Annotated in this window: 15 protein-coding genes; 7 read left to right on the top strand and 8 right to left on the bottom strand. The window is 59.3% G+C overall.

Annotated features, from left to right (window positions below; translation table 11 throughout):
• The first annotated feature begins 76 nt into the window (after positions 1-76).
• The 4 genes from QSV77_RS11750 to ppa all read left to right on the top strand — a co-directional run bounded on the left by QSV77_RS11750 (position 77) and on the right by ppa (position 5,534).
• Positions 77-2,137 (top strand): M3 family metallopeptidase, encoded by a 2,061-nt coding sequence (locus tag QSV77_RS11750; protein ID WP_302733606.1) that lies wholly within the window; start codon positions 77-79, stop codon positions 2,135-2,137.
• Between the two features lie 150 nt (positions 2,138-2,287).
• Positions 2,288-4,108, top strand: a complete 1,821-nt coding sequence (gene typA / locus QSV77_RS11745; protein ID WP_046799559.1) for a translational GTPase TypA — start codon at positions 2,288-2,290, stop codon at positions 4,106-4,108.
• A gap of 216 nt (positions 4,109-4,324) precedes the next feature.
• Positions 4,325-4,831, top strand: a complete 507-nt coding sequence (locus QSV77_RS11740) for a GNAT family N-acetyltransferase (protein ID WP_006310825.1) — start codon at positions 4,325-4,327, stop codon at positions 4,829-4,831.
• Between the two features lie 169 nt (positions 4,832-5,000).
• Positions 5,001-5,534: an inorganic diphosphatase gene (gene ppa / locus QSV77_RS11735; protein ID WP_003492422.1), complete on the top strand. Its 534-nt coding sequence runs from the start codon at positions 5,001-5,003 to the stop codon at positions 5,532-5,534.
• 6 nt (positions 5,535-5,540) lie between these two features.
• Here ppa and QSV77_RS11730 read toward each other — a convergent pair whose 3' ends face one another.
• Together QSV77_RS11730 and QSV77_RS11725 are read right to left on the bottom strand one after the other, a co-directional pair.
• Positions 5,541-5,852: a DUF167 domain-containing protein gene (locus QSV77_RS11730; protein WP_161991388.1), complete on the bottom strand. Its 312-nt coding sequence runs from the start codon at positions 5,850-5,852 to the stop codon at positions 5,541-5,543.
• Positions 5,849-6,139, bottom strand: a complete 291-nt coding sequence (locus tag QSV77_RS11725; RefSeq protein WP_003492418.1) for a YggT family protein — start codon at positions 6,137-6,139, stop codon at positions 5,849-5,851. Before QSV77_RS11725 ends, QSV77_RS11730 begins: the two co-directional genes overlap by 4 nt.
• A 137-nt stretch (positions 6,140-6,276) precedes the next feature.
• Between QSV77_RS11725 and QSV77_RS11720 the strand changes: the two genes are divergently transcribed.
• Positions 6,277-7,509 (top strand): MFS transporter, encoded by a 1,233-nt coding sequence (locus tag QSV77_RS11720; RefSeq protein ID WP_302733605.1) that lies wholly within the window; start codon positions 6,277-6,279, stop codon positions 7,507-7,509.
• A 112-nt stretch (positions 7,510-7,621) separates the two neighbouring features.
• Here QSV77_RS11720 and QSV77_RS11715 read toward each other — a convergent pair whose 3' ends face one another.
• From QSV77_RS11715 to hemC, 6 genes are all read right to left on the bottom strand, one after another.
• The gene (locus tag QSV77_RS11715) at positions 7,622-8,353 is read right to left on the bottom strand and encodes a glutamine amidotransferase (RefSeq protein ID WP_142842281.1); all 732 of its coding nucleotides are present in this window, start codon (positions 8,351-8,353) and stop codon (positions 7,622-7,624) included.
• Complete coding sequence (locus tag QSV77_RS11710) at positions 8,343-8,831, bottom strand: TerB family tellurite resistance protein (protein ID WP_142842282.1); 489 nt, start codon at positions 8,829-8,831, stop codon at positions 8,343-8,345. The genes QSV77_RS11715 and QSV77_RS11710 overlap by 11 nt, the downstream gene beginning before the upstream one ends.
• Before the next feature lie 14 nt (positions 8,832-8,845).
• A complete protein-coding gene (locus tag QSV77_RS11705) occupies positions 8,846-10,468 on the bottom strand; it encodes a heme biosynthesis protein HemY (protein ID WP_302733603.1) in 1,623 nt (540 codons plus the stop codon).
• A gap of 4 nt (positions 10,469-10,472) precedes the next feature.
• Complete coding sequence (locus tag QSV77_RS11700; RefSeq protein ID WP_302733601.1) at positions 10,473-11,891, bottom strand: COG4223 family protein; 1,419 nt, start codon at positions 11,889-11,891, stop codon at positions 10,473-10,475.
• 73 nt (positions 11,892-11,964) lie between these two features.
• Positions 11,965-12,705 (bottom strand): uroporphyrinogen-III synthase, encoded by a 741-nt coding sequence (locus tag QSV77_RS11695; protein ID WP_302733600.1) that lies wholly within the window; start codon positions 12,703-12,705, stop codon positions 11,965-11,967.
• 4 nt (positions 12,706-12,709) lie between these two features.
• Entirely contained in the window at positions 12,710-13,639 is a 930-nt protein-coding gene (hemC, locus tag QSV77_RS11690) for a hydroxymethylbilane synthase (protein ID WP_302733599.1), read from the bottom strand.
• Positions 13,640-13,712: 73 nt separating this feature from the next.
• Between hemC and tsaD the strand changes: the two genes are divergently transcribed.
• Both tsaD and QSV77_RS11680 read left to right on the top strand, forming a co-directional pair.
• Positions 13,713-14,810: a tRNA (adenosine(37)-N6)-threonylcarbamoyltransferase complex transferase subunit TsaD gene (gene tsaD / locus QSV77_RS11685; RefSeq protein WP_302733598.1), complete on the top strand. Its 1,098-nt coding sequence runs from the start codon at positions 13,713-13,715 to the stop codon at positions 14,808-14,810.
• A complete protein-coding gene (locus tag QSV77_RS11680) occupies positions 14,810-15,793 on the top strand; it encodes an NAD(P)H-dependent glycerol-3-phosphate dehydrogenase (RefSeq protein ID WP_302733597.1) in 984 nt (327 codons plus the stop codon). The genes tsaD and QSV77_RS11680 overlap by 1 nt, the downstream gene beginning before the upstream one ends.
• Positions 15,794-15,812 lie beyond the last annotated feature (19 nt).

Here is a 15,812-nt window from a genome sequence, read left to right as displayed (position 1 = left end):
CCAAATTCCGGATATTGAATTGGCGGTGGAGGCGTGCCCATATGGGTTTAAACCGGAATTGTACAAGGAAGATGAAATGCCATCCAAGACCGCGCTTTATCCCGCACTCGTTACCTGGAACGGTCACAACGGTCTGCCGAAATTCGATGCGGTCAAGGATGAGGATTTCGCTCCGGCCTTCGAAGCTGCCCTTCTGTCGCACGAACAGGAAATCGATGCGATTGCCGGCAATGCGCAGGCGCCAAGCTTTGAAAACACCGTGACCGCGCTCGAAATAGCAGGCGACGAGCTTTCTCGCATTTCAGCCCTGTTCTGGAACAAGGCGGGGGCACATACCAATAGCGCCATTCAGGCACTGGAGCGGGAAATCGCACCGAAAATGTCGCGGCACTATTCGAAGATCGGCATGAATGAGGCCCTGTTCACGCGTATCGACACATTGTGGGAAAAGCGCGGGTCGCTTGGGCTGACGGGTGAGGAAAAACGCGTTCTCGAGCGCCACTGGAAAGGTTTCGTGCGCTCCGGCGCCAAGTTGCACAAGGACCGGCAGGAACGGCTGGCGGCAATCAACGAGGAGCTTGCCGGTCTTGGCGCCAGCTTCGGGCAGAATGTCCTGGCGGATGAAAAGAGCTGGAAGCTGCTGCTTTCCACGGAAGACGAACTTGCCGGCATTCCCGGTTTTCTGCGCGATGCGATGGCGGGTGCTGCCCGCGAGCATTGCGAAGACGGGAAATTCGCCGTTACCCTCTCCCGCTCGATCATCGAGCCCTTTCTGACTTTTTCCGAGCGCCGAGATTTGCGCGAACAGGCCTTCAAGGCCTGGGTGGCGCGGGGTGAAAATGGCGGCGAAACCGACAATCGCGACATTGTCCGCCGCACACTCGAACTGCGTGAGGAAAAGGCAAAGCTTCTCGGTTACGCGAATTTCGCCGCTTATAAGCTCGACGATACAATGGCAAAAACGCCCGATGCCGTGAATGGCCTTCTCGGTCAGGTCTGGGAAAAGGCGGTTCTTCGCGCTGGTGAGGAAGAAGCCGAGCTTGCCGCCATCATTGCCGAGGAAGGCAGGAACCACGAAGTTTTGCCATGGGACTGGCGGCATTACGCCGAAAAGCTGCGGACGCGGAAATTCAGCTTCTCCGAGACTGAGTTGAAACCCTATCTGCAACTGGAAAAGATCATCGAGGCCTGCTTCGATGTGGCCAATCGTCTTTTTTCCATTCGGGTCACCGAAGTGAAAGGCATCGCCGCCTATCATCCGGATGTGCGGGTTTTCGAAATCCGCGATGAGCAGGGTGATCTGAAGGCCATGTTCCTCGGCGATTATTTCGCCCGTCCTTCCAAGCGTTCCGGCGCGTGGATGAGTTCGTTCCAGTCACAGCACAAGCTGCCCTTGAAGAACGGCACCGTCGGCGAAATACCGATCATCTATAATGTCTGCAATTTCGCGAAACCGGCCGAAGGAAAACCGGCACTGCTGTCGCTGGATGATGCGCGCACGCTGTTTCACGAATTTGGCCACGCGCTGCATGGCATGTTGTCTGATGTCACTTACCCTTCCGTGTCTGGAACGGGTGTCTCGCGCGATTTCGTGGAATTGCCGTCGCAGCTTTACGAACATTGGCTGACGGTGCCGGAAATTCTGGAAAAATACGCGCTGCATTATGAAACCGGTGCGCCGATGCCAAAGGCGCTGCTGGACAAGGTTCTGGCCGCACAGACCTTCAATGCCGGTTTCAGCACCGTTGAGTTCACCTCTTCCGCTATTGTCGATATGGCGTTTCACACCCGCGACAGCGTCGGTGATCCAATGGCCGTGCAGGGTGAGGTGCTTTCCTCGCTCAACATGCCGAAATCCATCGTCATGCGGCATGCGACGCCGCATTTCCAGCATGTGTTCTCCGGTGACGGTTATTCCGCCGGTTATTATTCCTACATGTGGTCGGAAGTGCTGGATGCCGATGCTTTTTCCGCTTTTGAGGAAACCGGCGATGCCTTTGATGGTCAGATGGCGCGCCGGCTGAAGGAGAATATCTATTCCGTCGGCGGTTCGGTGGATCCGGAGGAGGCTTATCTTGCCTTCCGCGGCAAGATGCCGAGCCCGGATGCAATGCTTTTGAAGCGCGGCCTTGTATAAGAGACTGTCATAATTCTCAGCTAGAACCTGAGCGCAGGGGGCTTATGACACAGGCCCCCCTTTCGCATTTGCAAAAAAAAGGTTATGAGCGCGCCAAACTAAATTGGCGTTTCTCATCAATATAGCGCCCAACCTCAGAGATTTTGAACAATGGCACTTCGCAACATCGCGATCATCGCGCACGTTGACCATGGAAAAACGACGCTCGTGGACGAGCTTCTGAAGCAGTCCGGCTCGTTCCGCGACAACCAGCGCGTCGCCGAGCGTGTGATGGACAGCAACGATCTCGAAAAGGAACGTGGCATCACCATTCTCGCCAAGGCGACCTCGGTGGAGTGGAAGGGTGTTCGCATCAACATCGTCGACACCCCCGGCCACGCCGACTTCGGCGGCGAAGTCGAGCGTATCCTGTCGATGGTGGATGGCGCGATCGTTCTGGTCGACAGCTCCGAAGGCCCGATGCCGCAGACCAAGTTCGTGGTCAGCAAGGCGCTGAAGGTTGGTCTTCGCCCGATTGTCGCGATCAACAAGATCGACCGTCCGGATGGCCGCCACGAAGAAGTCATCAACGAAGTGTTCGACCTTTTCGCGAACCTCGACGCCACCGACGAGCAGCTCGATTTCCCGATCCTTTACGGTTCCGGTCGTGATGGCTGGATGAACGTCAACCCGGAAGGCCCGAAGGATCAGGGTCTCGCACCGCTGCTCGATCTGGTTCTCGAGCACGTTCCGGAGCCCAAGGTCGAAGAAGGTCCGTTCCGTCTTATCGGCACGATCCTTGAAGCCAACCCTTTCCTCGGCCGTATCATCACCGGCCGCATCGCCTCCGGTTCGATCAAGCCGAACCAGGCTGTGAAGGTTCTGGGCCAGGATGGCAAGACGATCGAAACCGGCCGTATTTCCAAGATTCTCGCATTCCGCGGTATCGAGCGCACCGCGATCGATGAGGCGCATGCGGGCGACATCGTTGCGATCGCCGGCCTTTCCAAGGGCACTGTCGCCGACACCTTCTGTGATCCCTCCGTCACCGAGGCGATGACCGCGCAGCCGATCGACCCGCCGACCGTTACCATGTCCTTCATCGTTAACGACAGCCCGCTTGCCGGTACCGAAGGTGACAAGGTTACCAGCCGCGTTATCCGCGACCGTCTGTTCAAGGAAGCCGAAGGCAACGTTGCCCTGAAGATCGAAGAAGCCGAAGGCAAGGATTCGTTCTTCGTGTCCGGCCGTGGCGAATTGCAGCTGGCCGTTCTGATCGAAACCATGCGCCGTGAAGGCTTCGAACTTGCCGTGTCGCGTCCGCGCGTCGTGATGCACAAGGATGAGAACGGCACCCTGCTGGAGCCGATCGAAGAAGTCGTGATCGACGTTGACGAAGAGCATTCCGGCGTCGTCGTTCAGAAGATGTCCGAGCGCAAGGCTGAAATGGCCGAGCTGCGTCCTTCCGGCGGCAATCGCGTTCGTCTGAAGTTCTACGCTCCGACCCGTGGTCTGATTGGCTACCAGTCGGAACTGCTGACCGACACGCGCGGCACGGCAATCATGAACCGTTTGTTCCACGATTATCAGCCGTTCAAGGGCCAGATCGCCGGTCGCGTCAACGGCGTTCTGCTGTCGAATGGTTCGGGCGAAGCCGTCGCTTACGCAATGTTCAACCTTGAAGATCGCGGCCCGATGATCATCGAGCCGGGTGAAAAGGTCTATGCGGGCATGATCATCGGCATTCACACCCGCGATAACGATCTCGAAGTGAACGTGCTGAAGGGCAAGCAGCTGACCAACATCCGCGCTGCCGGCAAGGATGAAGCCGTCAAGCTGACGCCGCCGATCCGCATGACGCTTGATCGCGCTCTTTCCTGGATCCAGGAAGACGAGCTGATGGAAGTGACGCCGAAGTCCATCCGTCTGCGCAAGATGTTCCTCGACGCCAACGATCGCAAGCGTTTCGAAAAGGCCAAGCTCGCTGTGTGATTGCGGCTTGTTATTACGAATTTGAAAGAACCCGGCTTCGAGCCGGGTTTTTTTATGCGTTCGTTTTTATGTGTGCATGAGTCGAAAGGTGCTTGTGTCAAAGGTTAAGGATGCGTTAATTTTTGCTGGTCGTCCACATGAATAGGCTGTGGGTAAGCTTGCCGATGTTAACCTTTATGACTGGCAAGTTTCCGTGGCCGGGGCCAGAATCGCGTTATGAAAACGTTATCCATCGATGTTCGCCGTGCTGAACCGCATGATGCGCGCGCTATCTCCGAAGCGCACCGTCTGTCGTGGCAACAGGCCTATGCGGGGCTTATCCCGCACCGGCCGTTGACGCAGATGCTGGAGCGCCGCGGCGAAATCTGGTGGAAGAAGGCGACCAGAGGCTCTGCCACAATGCTGGTGGTGGAAGTGGCCGGTGTGGTCGCCGGATATGCGACGCTGGGCCTCAGCCGCGCGCGCGGCTTGCCGCATGACGGCGAGATTTACGAACTTTATCTGCGGCCGGAATATCAGGGCATCGGGCTCGGCTCGCTGCTGTTTACGGAGGCCCGCAGGCTGCTGACATCGCTCGGCTGCAATGGCATCGTCGTCTGGTGTCTCGAAGACAGCGACGTCGCCAATCGGTTCTTCCGTTCGCATGGCGGCCGCGACATTGCGGAAGGCATGGAAGATTTCGGCGGCAAGTCGTTACGCAAGGTTGGTTTCGTCTGGAACTGACAAAAGCTGCGGATGGATTACCTGCCGGTGCGGTCTTTTCCCGTCACCATGCGTAATCGCGATAACCTCAAATCCGGCATTCTGCCTTATCCGCTCAAAGCCATGTTGCAATGCGGCGACTTTCCCAGTATCGAAAACCAAATCCAACCCGATGAATTGAGGGAAGCGAATGCGTATCGATGCAATTTCCATAGGCAAGAACCCGCCGGATGACGTGAATGTTATCGTTGAGGTGCCGGTCGGTGGCCATCCGATCAAGTACGAGATGGACAAGGACGCCGGTGCGCTGATCGTCGATCGCTTCCTCTACACGCCGATGACCTATCCGGGTAACTATGGCTTCGTGCCGCACACGCTGTCCGACGATGGCGACCCGATCGACGTTCTCATCTGCAACACCCGTCCGCTGGTTCCCGGCTGTGTTATCAACGTCCGCCCCATCGGCGTGATGATCATGGAAGATGACGGTGGCAAGGACGAGAAAATCCTCGCTGTTCCGGCTCCGAAGCTGACGCGCCGTTACGACAAGGTTCATAACTACACCGACCTGCCGGAAATCACGCTGAAGCAGATCGAACACTTCTTCGAACACTACAAGGATCTGGAGCCCGGCAAGTGGGTGAAGATGGGCGGTTGGCAGGATGTCGACGTCGCCAAGAAGCTGATCGTCGAAGCCATCGAGCGCTACAAGGCGCAGGGCTGATAGGCTTTAGTCGGCCAGCTTGTTAAAGCGTTCTTCGAAATCCTCCGGGTCGGTGTCGATCCGGAGGATTTTTTTGCGCGCTGTTTCGCCTGAAATGAAGGTGATGGAAGACTTGGGCAGTCTGAGTTTTTTCGCCAGCAAAACAATCAGTGCCTTGTTCGCTTTGCCGCCTTCCGGCACGGCGCTGACGCGGGCTTTCAGATAGGCACGTCCGTCCGTATCCTGCTCCACGCCGTCAATTGCATCCCTCCCGCCGCTCGGCGTCAGGCGAACGGACAGGCGGACATGATCACCGTGTTTCTGCCAGAAGCCGCTCAAACGGTCATCGGATAAAGCGTGTTCCACATGAAGGAGCGGATGAAGAAGATGATCAGCAGCAGGATGATCGGCGAAATGTCGATGCCGCCGAGATTGGGCAGAATGCGGCGGATGGGGCGCAGGGCCGGTTCCGTGACATTGACCAGGAAGCTGCCGATGGCATTCACAAACTGGTTGCGGGAATTGATGACGTTGAAGGCATACAGCCAGGAAAAAATGGCACTGGCAATCAGCACCCACGTGTAGAGGTTCAAAGCCAGATCGATGGTCTGAAACAGGGCAAGCATCAATATCTCCGTATCTTGGTTGCAAGACATTTAGACATTCGCCGGTGAACCGGCAAGTGTTGCGCCAATAGGGCTGGCGATTCTTGTGATATCGCTCTATTGCAAACGTCTCATATTCTCTCGAGAGCACCCAGCCGATGTCCCTGCCTTCTGCCGAAAACCGTTTCGGTGCATTCCGGCATAGTTCCTATCGTCGCTTCTTCAGCGCCCGCTTTTTTTCAGCCTTCGCCATCCAGATTGTCAGCGTCTCAGTCGGCTGGCAGATGTATGAGGTGACCGGCAACGCCTTTTATCTCGGTCTGATCGGGCTTTTTCAGTTTCTGCCATCGCTGCTTCTGATCCTTGTTACCGGAACAGTCGCCGATAGGCACAATCGCCGGCGCATCATGGCCATTTGCCTGGTGATTGCGGCTGGCTGCGCCGCGGCGCTGCTTGGCTTGACGCTGACGCACAGCTTTTCTCCCTGGCCGGTCTTCGCCATTCTCGTGGTGTTTGGCATAGAGCGGGCATTCATGGGGCCAGCAGTTCAATCGCTGGCGCCCAATCTTGTCCCCGTCGAGGATTTACCGAACGCCATAGCGTGGAATTCTTCTTCCTGGCAGATGGCATCCATTCTTGGTCCGGTTGCGGGTGGTCTGCTTTATGGTCTCGGCGCTTCCGTTGCCTATATCGTGGCATTCGTGCTCTTCATCGTGTCGGCGACACTGGCAGTGACAATCCGCAAGCCGGAACAGCGCGGCCCGGCGAAAGCCATCAGCCTCGAAACGATGCTGGCCGGGTTCAAATTCATTTCGCAGGAAAAAATCGTCCTCGGTGCCATTTCGCTCGACCTCTTCGCGGTCCTGCTGGGCGGCGCCGTCGCGCTGATGCCGATTTTTGCCAAGGAAGTTCTGACGCTCGGGCCATGGGGTCTCGGGTTGCTGCGCGCCGCCCCGGGCATTGGTGCAATTACTGTTGCCGTCATTCTGGCCTTCAGGCCCATCCGCCACCATGCCGGCCTGCTGATGTTTATCGGTGTTGGCCTCTTCGGCATTTCCACTGTCGTATTCGGTCTTTCCGAAACCGCGTGGGTGTCGATTGCCGCACTGGTGGTCATGGGCGCATCGGACATGGTGTCGGTCTATGTGCGGGAAACCCTGATCGCGCTCTGGACGCCGGATGAGGTGCGCGGGCGTGTGAATGCGGTGAACATGGTTTTTGTAGGTGCATCGAACGAGCTGGGTGAATTCCGGGCCGGCACCATGGCGCATGTTGTTGGAGCGGTGCCTGCCGTCGTCATTGGCGGAGCAGGCACGCTTGCTGTCGCGGTCATCTGGGCGCTCGGTTTTTCGAAGCTGCGCAAGATCGACAATCTTGACGCACCGCACTGATGGCGATGGGCCTTGGATCGGCGGCAGATAATCGGAATCGGTCCCGCCGCTCAGGCTTTTGCTTGAGCATCGGATTTTCAGAAAACCGCGATGCACTTTTCGGTGCGATGCTCTAGCGCTGTGCCTTGCCTTCAAAAACCAGATCGAGGAAATTGCTGAGCCACGAGCGGAGCGGCGTGTCGAACAACATGCGGCCCTCAAGGTGCTGGCTGCCGACCTGCGCATTCGGCATGCCGAAACGTTGCGCGCCGCGTACCACCCAGCTGTGCATCATGGCGCGGGTGAGTTCGGCATGAAACTGTAGCCCCCAGGCATTTTTACCATATCGATAAGCCTGATTGGGATAGGTTTCGCCCGATGCCAGAAGCTCGGCTCCGCGCGGCAGCTCGAACCCTTCCTTGTGGAAATGATAAACCATCTTCGGCCAATGCGGCATCAAAAGCCGTCCATGTTCGGTGGCGTGAAGCGGATACCAGCCGATTTCCACCTTGCCTTCCCTGTCGGCCTCAACCTTGCCGCCCAGATGTTTGGACAACATCTGCGCACCAAGACAGATGCCGAGAAACGGCTTGTTTTCCTTCAGCGGCACCTTCAGCCAGTCAATTTCGGCTTTGACGTAATCATGAGGGTCATTGGCGCTCATCGGGCCGCCGAAGATAATGGCCCCGGCATGTTTTTCCAGCGTTTGCGGCAGGTCGTCGCCGAGTGCGGGTCGCCTTATATCCAGCCGATAGCCTTTTTCCACCAGCATCTGGCCAACGCGGCCGGGGGTGGAACGTTCCTGATGCAGGACAATGAGCAGCGAAGGTTGTTTTCCCTGTTGCCTGGAAGGGTCAAACAGCATCGTCTTGGTTTTCGCTTTCTTCAGCCGGCCCGGACCGCGTGGCAGCCTGCTGACGTTGCAGAACCCTGTCGCGAACGGATACACCAAGCAGATCGGCGACTCGCCAGATCACATGGTCTTCCATTTCGCTTCGTTCACCGTCAGCGTAAACAATATCCCATAATATGCCAATAAGTTCCACGCGCTGATCTTCGTCGAGATGGCGGCGGATATCGGTGGTGAAGCGGTAATAATCGACGGCTTCCTTGCCGGCCTCCTGACCGGCGGCGAGAAGAGCGTCCAGCTTGCCGGCATCGAGATGGTAATAATCCTGCAGGATTTCACGCAGGCGGTCACGCTCGCTTTTCGAGACAGTGCCATCCGCTTCCATGACCTGAAAACAGAGCGCGGCGACTGCCACCCTCAAATCATCAGGGCTGAAATCATCCGCATGTGGACCGACGAGGTTTTGAATAAACGACTGAATCCGGTTGAGCATCGATATCCTGTTGGTCAGAAGAGTTTGAGCCGGGTCTTGGGTTCGGCTTCCGCTCCGGGTTTCTTGACGCCGGGGTCATCCGGCGCGCCGCCGAAGAAGGGTACGGCTTCCGCCTTCTCATCCGCTGCATTGGTTTCAACCGGCGCTTCGATGGTGGCGGGCTTATTCTCCTTCGGAACCGATACGGCCGGCACCACCTCTATCGGTGCGGCGGGAACGGGTTTCGGCTCGGCACGAGGCTCGGGAGCAGTTTCGACGACGATTGTTTTCGCAACCGGTTCCGGTTCCGCCCTTGCTGGCGCTGCGGCAATCGCATTTTCGATTGTCAGGTCTTCGACAGGACCTTCGAGCTGGCCAAACGGTGCTTTCCATTCGAAGGCATCGAGACGGCCCGTCACTGGCGAAATCGGCAGCCATTTTTCCGAAACGACACCATCCGCCACCCAGGCAGGGTCACGCGGCGCGCGCAGCGCCTGCGCCATCCAGTAGCGCACCCGGCCCTGATCGCCGGTTTCGGCCTCTTCAATATCGGCCATCAGCAGGAAGATGCTTTCGCGCGGCTCGATCCGGGCTGCGGCCTTTGCCTTGGCCCGGGCCTTCGCAAATTCCTTGGCGTCGAGTGCTGCCTGCGCCACGGCGAACAGGGATTCGATATTGTTGGGCTTCTGGCTTTCGAGCCGCTCGGCACGTTTCAGCCGGTCAATGGCGGTATCACCGCTCCGGGCGCGGACATAAAGTTCGGCGATCTGCGGGTGCGGATCGGTTTTCCACACTGGCTCCAGAACCGTGGCGGCCTTGCGCAGATTGTCTTCGCGCAGATAGGATCTTGCTGCGATCAGCGCTGCCGGAACGAGGCTCTTTGCGAGCTTGAGGGCATGTTTGGCATCCTCGCGGGCACCTATCGGATCGCTTTCCAGCTTTTCGCCGGCCTTGGCGGTGAGAAGCACGGCTTTCAGCCGCTCCGCCTCACCGCGTTCGATGACGCTGGCTGCCTTCTGCTGATCGAGCAGACGGATCGCGTCATCCCACTGTCCGTTGCGACAACGATTTTCCAGCGTCGCCTGTGCTGCCCACGGCAGATAGGGGGCTTTTTCCGCCGCGTCCTCGGCATATTGCTGGGCGGCCTCATATGCACCCTGACGGCGCGCCTCTATATAAAGGCCGCGAAGGCCAAGCTCGCGGGTTTCGGGATCGCGGGCCATGGCTTCGAACTTGCGGCGTGCTTCGTCATATTTGCCTTCGATGAGATCGGCCTGCGCATCGAGCAGGTGGATCAGCGGCTCCTGATCGGCGTTGAGCAATCCTTGTGTGCGGGCCGTCATCTTGCGGGCGAGAATGGCGTTTCCTGCACCAGCGGCAATGAGGCCGGTGGAGAGCGCCTGATAACCGCGGTCACGTTTGCGGGCACGGAAATAACGGCGGGCGGCATTGGGCGAGGTCCAGACGGCGTTGACGACCCACCAGACCAGCATGACGGCCGCAACGAGCGCTGCGATGATCGAGGCGGCGACCATCAGGCTCATTTCGATCAGCTGACCCTGCCAGACGATGGAAAGCACGCCCGGCCGGTCTGCCAGCCAGGAAAAGCCGAAACCGAGCGCCAGGACGATAACGGCGAAAGTCAGAATTCTGGTCATGCCCTTACCCCTGCCTGCCGGTGCTGGTGATGGCGCGGTTCAACGTGCCGCCCACCAGATTTTCGACCTCGATGCGTGCATCCAGAGATTTTTTATAATCGGCAGATGCCGTCCTGGCTGCCTCGGGAAGTCCGTTCCATTCAAGTGCTGCGCCCTGCAGATCACCGTTGCGCAGCTTGTTTTCCATGCGCGCGATCATGGCGTCGGGTGTTTCACCCTCGATATTTCCGACCGGGCGCACCTTTACCAGCGAAAAGGCGCTTTCCGTCAGGCGTTCCATGATGCCCTGATTGGGGTCGGGCTGGTTGATGGCTGACAGCATCGCATTGGCGACATCAGGGAATTTCTGCATCAACTCCGAACGCGACGGCACGCCGGTTGCGGCAAAGGATTGCAGCGATGCAATGGCCGGATCATCAGGTGTAACCTTGGAGAGCGTATCGAGTTCCGTGAGGAACGGACCGCCGCGATCGATCGCGGCCTTCAGTGCGGCCGAGGCGATGGCGCGGGCGACTTCGATATCGTCGCGCGGTTCGTTGATCTTGGTTTCCGCGTCAGTAAGGCGGCGCGTCAGATCTGCTGTTGCCGAGGCCTGTGCGGATCGTTCCGACTGCAGCGCGGTTTCCAGCGCGGCAATTTTTTCCGTAAGCCCATCCACCTGCGGGGCCTCACCCTTCGCGCCTTCGAGCGCTGCAATGCGCTGCTCCAGTGCCGAAGTGTCCGCTGCCGGGGCATTGGCGAGTTGCTGCCGCAGGCCGGTGATATCGGTTTTCAGTGCGGCAATCTCATCGCTTCCGGCTCTTCCGGAATTGGAGGAGGGCAGGATGCCCGCATATTGCATGCTGCCGGCGGCGGCGAGTGCTATGAGGCCGCCGACGATACCCGCCGCAATAAGGCCGGAGGTTGCCGCCTGTTTGCGCTCCGCCTGCTGTGGTGTGGTCGAGGGCTTGGCAGCAGAGGCGTTGCCGGATGTGCCGGCGGAGGCTGTGGCGCCAAAAGCCGGTTTCGACGCCGCAGCAGCAGTCGCGGCGGCGCTCGCTCCGGCTGCATCCGCCGTCGGTTTTACGTCGGCTTTGGGCGGAACAGCAGTCTGCGAGACCGGCTCTTTCTGTTTGTCCCCGGAGCTCTCAGCCTTCGGTTCGGCAGCTGCGGAGCCCGCTTTGCCAACATTGGGCTCGGGCTCGATGGCGGTTTTCTTCGGCTGGTCCCAGATGGGTGCGGGATTGTCCGTTGCGGCTGCTTCAGGCTTCGTTTCCGGAGCACCCGGTTCTACCGGCGATGCCGGCGTTTTGTCATCGGGCTTTTCGTCCATCCTGGCAGCGTCCCCTTCGGCGGAAATTGCTTTCACGTCTTTTGCGTCCAGGTCGATTGTGACCGGTTCGGCTTTGGACTTGGAGTGGCGTGGCGGCTTTCCCGATACCATGACAACCTCATTTCTGCCTGCAGTAATCTAAACCTAGTCAGTGACGGCGGCAAAGGAAAGGGGCGAACGCCAATTAGGTTCCAGAGTAATGGCACAGAAGTTCGAACATCGCCGCCTCGCTCGGCTCTTCGGCGGCAATGGCCTTTGAGCGGAAAATTTCCGGAACCAGAGAAAGCACATTGCGGCTGATGCAGATGAACTGGACCGCCGCCAGCGCACCCACATATTTTTCCGCCGACGCATGGCTGAAAAAAGCCCGTGCCGCTTCGGACGAATAGAGCAGGACTACATCGACAGTGGCGTGGAGAAAGGCCGTTTCAAGCATGTTTTCGGAGATGTCCGAGGGCAGCATCTCGTAACAATCGATCGTTCTGAAGGGGATACCCGCTGCGGCAAGACCTTCCTCGAAGACGGAGCCACGGGGTCTGCCGGCGAGATAGAGCAGGGGTTGTTCCTCGGAAAAAAAGGCGCGGTGCTCCGTCACCAGTGCAGTCAGACCGAGCGCATCTCCTGACGCGGTGAATATCTGCCCGAAGCCAGCTTTTTCCGCCGCTTGCGCTGTCGCTCCGCCGACGGCAAAAAGTGGTTTCGACAGATGCAGGGCCAGTCGTTCTCCGAATGTGTCCAGCGCCCGCACCGCCTCTGCGCTGGTTACCGCGATGGCTGCCAGCGGGCCGGAGAGCGCCGAGATGGCGCGTTCACCATGATGGACGGGATGAAACAGCGGAAGAAGCACCGGCTCGTGGCCGAGCGCTTCAAGCTTTGCGGCCGTCCTTTCGCCCGAACGCTGCGGCCGGGTGACGACGATCCGCACCGGCTCAGCTCCAGCCTTCGAAGAAATTGCTGCCCGCCTTGGCGCGCACCTCTTCGCCAGCCTGTCGGCCAAGTTTCGCCGCATCCCTGCGGTTGCCGGAGATTTTGATGCCGTGGCTCGTCTGGCCATCGGGCGTGAGGATGAGGCCGAAAAAATGCAAATCTTCGCCGTCGCAGGTCGCATAACCGGCGATCGGCGTGCGACAGGAGCCATCAAGCGCGGCCAGAAAGGCGCGCTCACAGGTCACGGCGTCAAAAGTCGGCCTGTCATTTATGGGGGCAAGCAGCTCGTCCATGCGGGTATCGCCGATGCGGCTTTCCACACAGATCGCGCCTTGCGCCGGAGCAGGGGGGAATTCCTTCGGGTCGAGAATTTCCGTCGGGACATTCTCCTTGCCGAGCCGCTTCAGGCCGGCAAAGGCGAGGAGCGTTGCATCCGCCTGGCCTTCTTCGAGCTTGCGCAGGCGGGTATCGACCAGGCCGCGGAAAACGATGACGCTCAGATCCGGCCGCAGGCGGCGGATCAGCGCCTGACGGCGCAGAGAGGCGGAGCCGACAACGGCGCCCTGCGGCAACTCCAGAAGCTTCGGCGCGGTGCGGCCAATAAAGGCGTCGCGCATGTCTTCACGCGGCAGGAAGGCGGAAAGATAAAGGCCCTCAGGCAAAATAGTCGGCATGTCCTTGGAGGAATGCACGGCAATATCGAGTTCGCCGGACAGAAGCTGATTTTCCAGTTCCTCCGTGAACAGGCCCTTGCCACCGATCTCCGACAGAGCGCGATCGGTTATCCGATCACCCTTGGTGGATAGCACGACGATTTCGAACATATCTTCCGGAAGGCCATGCGCCGACATCAGCCGGCTGCGGGTCTCATAAGCCTGTGCGAGCGCCAGAGGGCTGCCGCGCGTGCCGATTCGGAAAGGTTTTGTTTGCATCCGCGTCTATCCATTGTTACCGGAGTTGTCTTAGACCAACTCAGCGCATGATCGCAATGAACGAACAGATTTGATGACCCCCTTTCTTCGTATCCTCGGCATAGAGACAAGCTGTGACGAAACCGCTGCATCCATTGTGGTTCGGCATGCGGACGGGCGTGGCGAGATCGTCTCCGACGTCGTTTTGTCGCAGCTTGAGGAACACAGCGCCTATGGCGGCGTGGTGCCGGAAATTGCCGCGCGCGCACATGTCGAGGCATTGGACACGCTGGTGGAAGAAGCGCTGGAGCAGGCGGGTGTGACGCTTGCCGATATCGATGCCATTGCCGCCACATCTGGCCCCGGCCTTATCGGCGGCCTGCTGGTAGGGCTGATGACGGGCAAGGCGATTGCGATGGCTGCGGATAAGCCGCTCTACGCCATCAACCATCTGGAGGGCCATGCGCTGACGGCGCGGCTGACCGATGGCCTGTCTTTCCCCTATCTGATGCTGCTGGTTTCAGGTGGGCATACCCAGCTGGTGCTGGTGCGTGGCGTCGGCGATTATGAGCGCTGGGGCACCACCATCGATGACGCGCTTGGTGAAGCCTTCGACAAGACGGCGAAACTTTTAGGCCTGCCCTATCCCGGTGGCCCGGCTGTCGAGAGGGCGGCGGCGAAGGGTGACCCGAACCGGTTTCCGCTGCCGCGCCCGATGGTCGGCGAAACCCGTTTGGATTTTTCCTTCTCCGGCCTGAAGACGGCGGTGCGGCAGGCGGCGACCGCCATCGCGCCGCTTTCGGAACAGGATATTGCCGATATCTGCGCCTCGTTCCAGAAGGCGGTGTCGCGCACCCTCAAGGATCGCATTGGCCGCGGCCTTGCCCGTTTCAGCGAGGAGTTTCCGCAGCTGGAAACCAAACCGGCGCTGGTCGTGGCCGGCGGCGTTGCGGCCAATCAGGAAATCCGCCAGACACTGCAGGCGCTTTGCGATACGCATGGCTTCCGTTTCGTTGCGCCGCCACACCGGCTTTGCACCGACAATGCGGCAATGATCGCCTGGGCGGGACTGGAGCGCATGGCGGATGGCAGGCAAGCCGATCCACTGGAGATACCGCCGCGCTCGCGCTGGCCACTTGATGGCAATGCGGAGACGTTGATCGGTTTCGGCAAAAGGGGAGCCAAGGCCTGATGCAGCGGGAAAAAATTGTCGTCATCGGTGCTGGCGCCTTCGGAACCGCGCTCGCCGTCGTCATCGCGCTGGAAAACCGGCATGACGTCACCCTGCTCGGACGTGATGCATCGTTGATGGCCGATCTGAAGGTTGATCGTGTTCACGAGGCGGCTCTGCCGGGTGTCGAACTGCCGGACGTGCTTGAATTTTCGGCTGAGCCGGATGTGCTGGCTGGCGCCAATATCGTGCTCTTCGCCATGCCCTCGCAGGCTCATGCGGATGCGGCGCGTCATTATGGTCCTTATCTGGCTAACGACTCTATCATCGTCACCTGCGCCAAGGGTATCGATCGCAGCTCCGGTCGCCTGCTGACGGAACTTCTGGAAGCGGAACTGCCGCATCATCCGATTGCGGTCCTTTCCGGTCCGGGATTTGCGGCAGATATCGCGCGCGGCCTGCCCACCGCCATGGCGATTGCGGCGGAAGACGCAGCGGTTGCCGAACGGCTGGCGACCACGATTTCCGGCAGGACCTTCCGGCTTTATGCCTCCACCGACCGTATTGGCGTGCAGCTCGGCGGGGCGCTGAAGAATGTTCTCGCCATTGCCGCCGGCATCGTCGAAGGCGCGGGTCTTGGCGATTCCGCCCGGGCGGCGTTGATTTCGCGCGGCCTTGCCGAGATGTCGCGTCTCATCGTCGCCATGGGCGGCAAGGCCGATACGGTACGCGGCCTTTCCGGACTTGGGGATCTGGTGCTGACCGCCACCAGCCACCAGTCGCGCAACCTGCGTTTCGGCATCGCGCTTGGCCGGGGTGAAGGCAAGGACATGTCGGGCGGGTTGGTGGAGGGTGCTTTTGCGGCTGCCGTGGCCGCCCGGCTCGGAGAAAGTCATGCCGTCGACATGCCGGTTACCGAAGCGGTGGCTGCCATCATCGATGGCAATCTGGATGTGGCGAGCGCCATGCAACAATTGATGACACGGCCAATCACCACCGAATGAGTGTGGCCGACCCTGAGGA

This window comes from Agrobacterium sp. V1 (assembly GCF_030518355.1).
GTDB lineage: Bacteria > Pseudomonadota > Alphaproteobacteria > Rhizobiales > Rhizobiaceae > Agrobacterium > Agrobacterium cucumeris.
Note: the sequence above shows the minus strand (reverse complement) of the source record. Positions and strands in the feature narration are given on the sequence as shown.

Coding starts and splice junctions, on each gene's coding strand:
- QSV77_RS11750 (WP_302733606.1), top strand. CDS start 77: ATGCCATCCAAGACCGCGCTTTATCCCGCACTCGTTACCTGGAACGGT.
- typA (WP_046799559.1), top strand. CDS start 2,288: ATGGCACTTCGCAACATCGCGATCATCGCGCACGTTGACCATGGAAAA.
- QSV77_RS11740 (WP_006310825.1), top strand. CDS start 4,325: ATGAAAACGTTATCCATCGATGTTCGCCGTGCTGAACCGCATGATGCG.
- ppa (WP_003492422.1), top strand. CDS start 5,001: ATGCGTATCGATGCAATTTCCATAGGCAAGAACCCGCCGGATGACGTG.
- QSV77_RS11725 (WP_003492418.1), bottom strand. CDS start 6,139: ATGCTTGCCCTGTTTCAGACCATCGATCTGGCTTTGAACCTCTACACG.
- QSV77_RS11720 (WP_302733605.1), top strand. CDS start 6,277: ATGTCCCTGCCTTCTGCCGAAAACCGTTTCGGTGCATTCCGGCATAGT.
- QSV77_RS11715 (WP_142842281.1), bottom strand. CDS start 8,353: ATGCTGTTTGACCCTTCCAGGCAACAGGGAAAACAACCTTCGCTGCTC.
- QSV77_RS11710 (WP_142842282.1), bottom strand. CDS start 8,831: ATGCTCAACCGGATTCAGTCGTTTATTCAAAACCTCGTCGGTCCACAT.
- QSV77_RS11705 (WP_302733603.1), bottom strand. CDS start 10,468: ATGACCAGAATTCTGACTTTCGCCGTTATCGTCCTGGCGCTCGGTTTC.
- QSV77_RS11700 (WP_302733601.1), bottom strand. CDS start 11,891: ATGGTATCGGGAAAGCCGCCACGCCACTCCAAGTCCAAAGCCGAACCG.
- hemC (WP_302733599.1), bottom strand. CDS start 13,639: ATGCAAACAAAACCTTTCCGAATCGGCACGCGCGGCAGCCCTCTGGCG.
- tsaD (WP_302733598.1), top strand. CDS start 13,713: ATGACCCCCTTTCTTCGTATCCTCGGCATAGAGACAAGCTGTGACGAA.
- QSV77_RS11680 (WP_302733597.1), top strand. CDS start 14,810: ATGCAGCGGGAAAAAATTGTCGTCATCGGTGCTGGCGCCTTCGGAACC.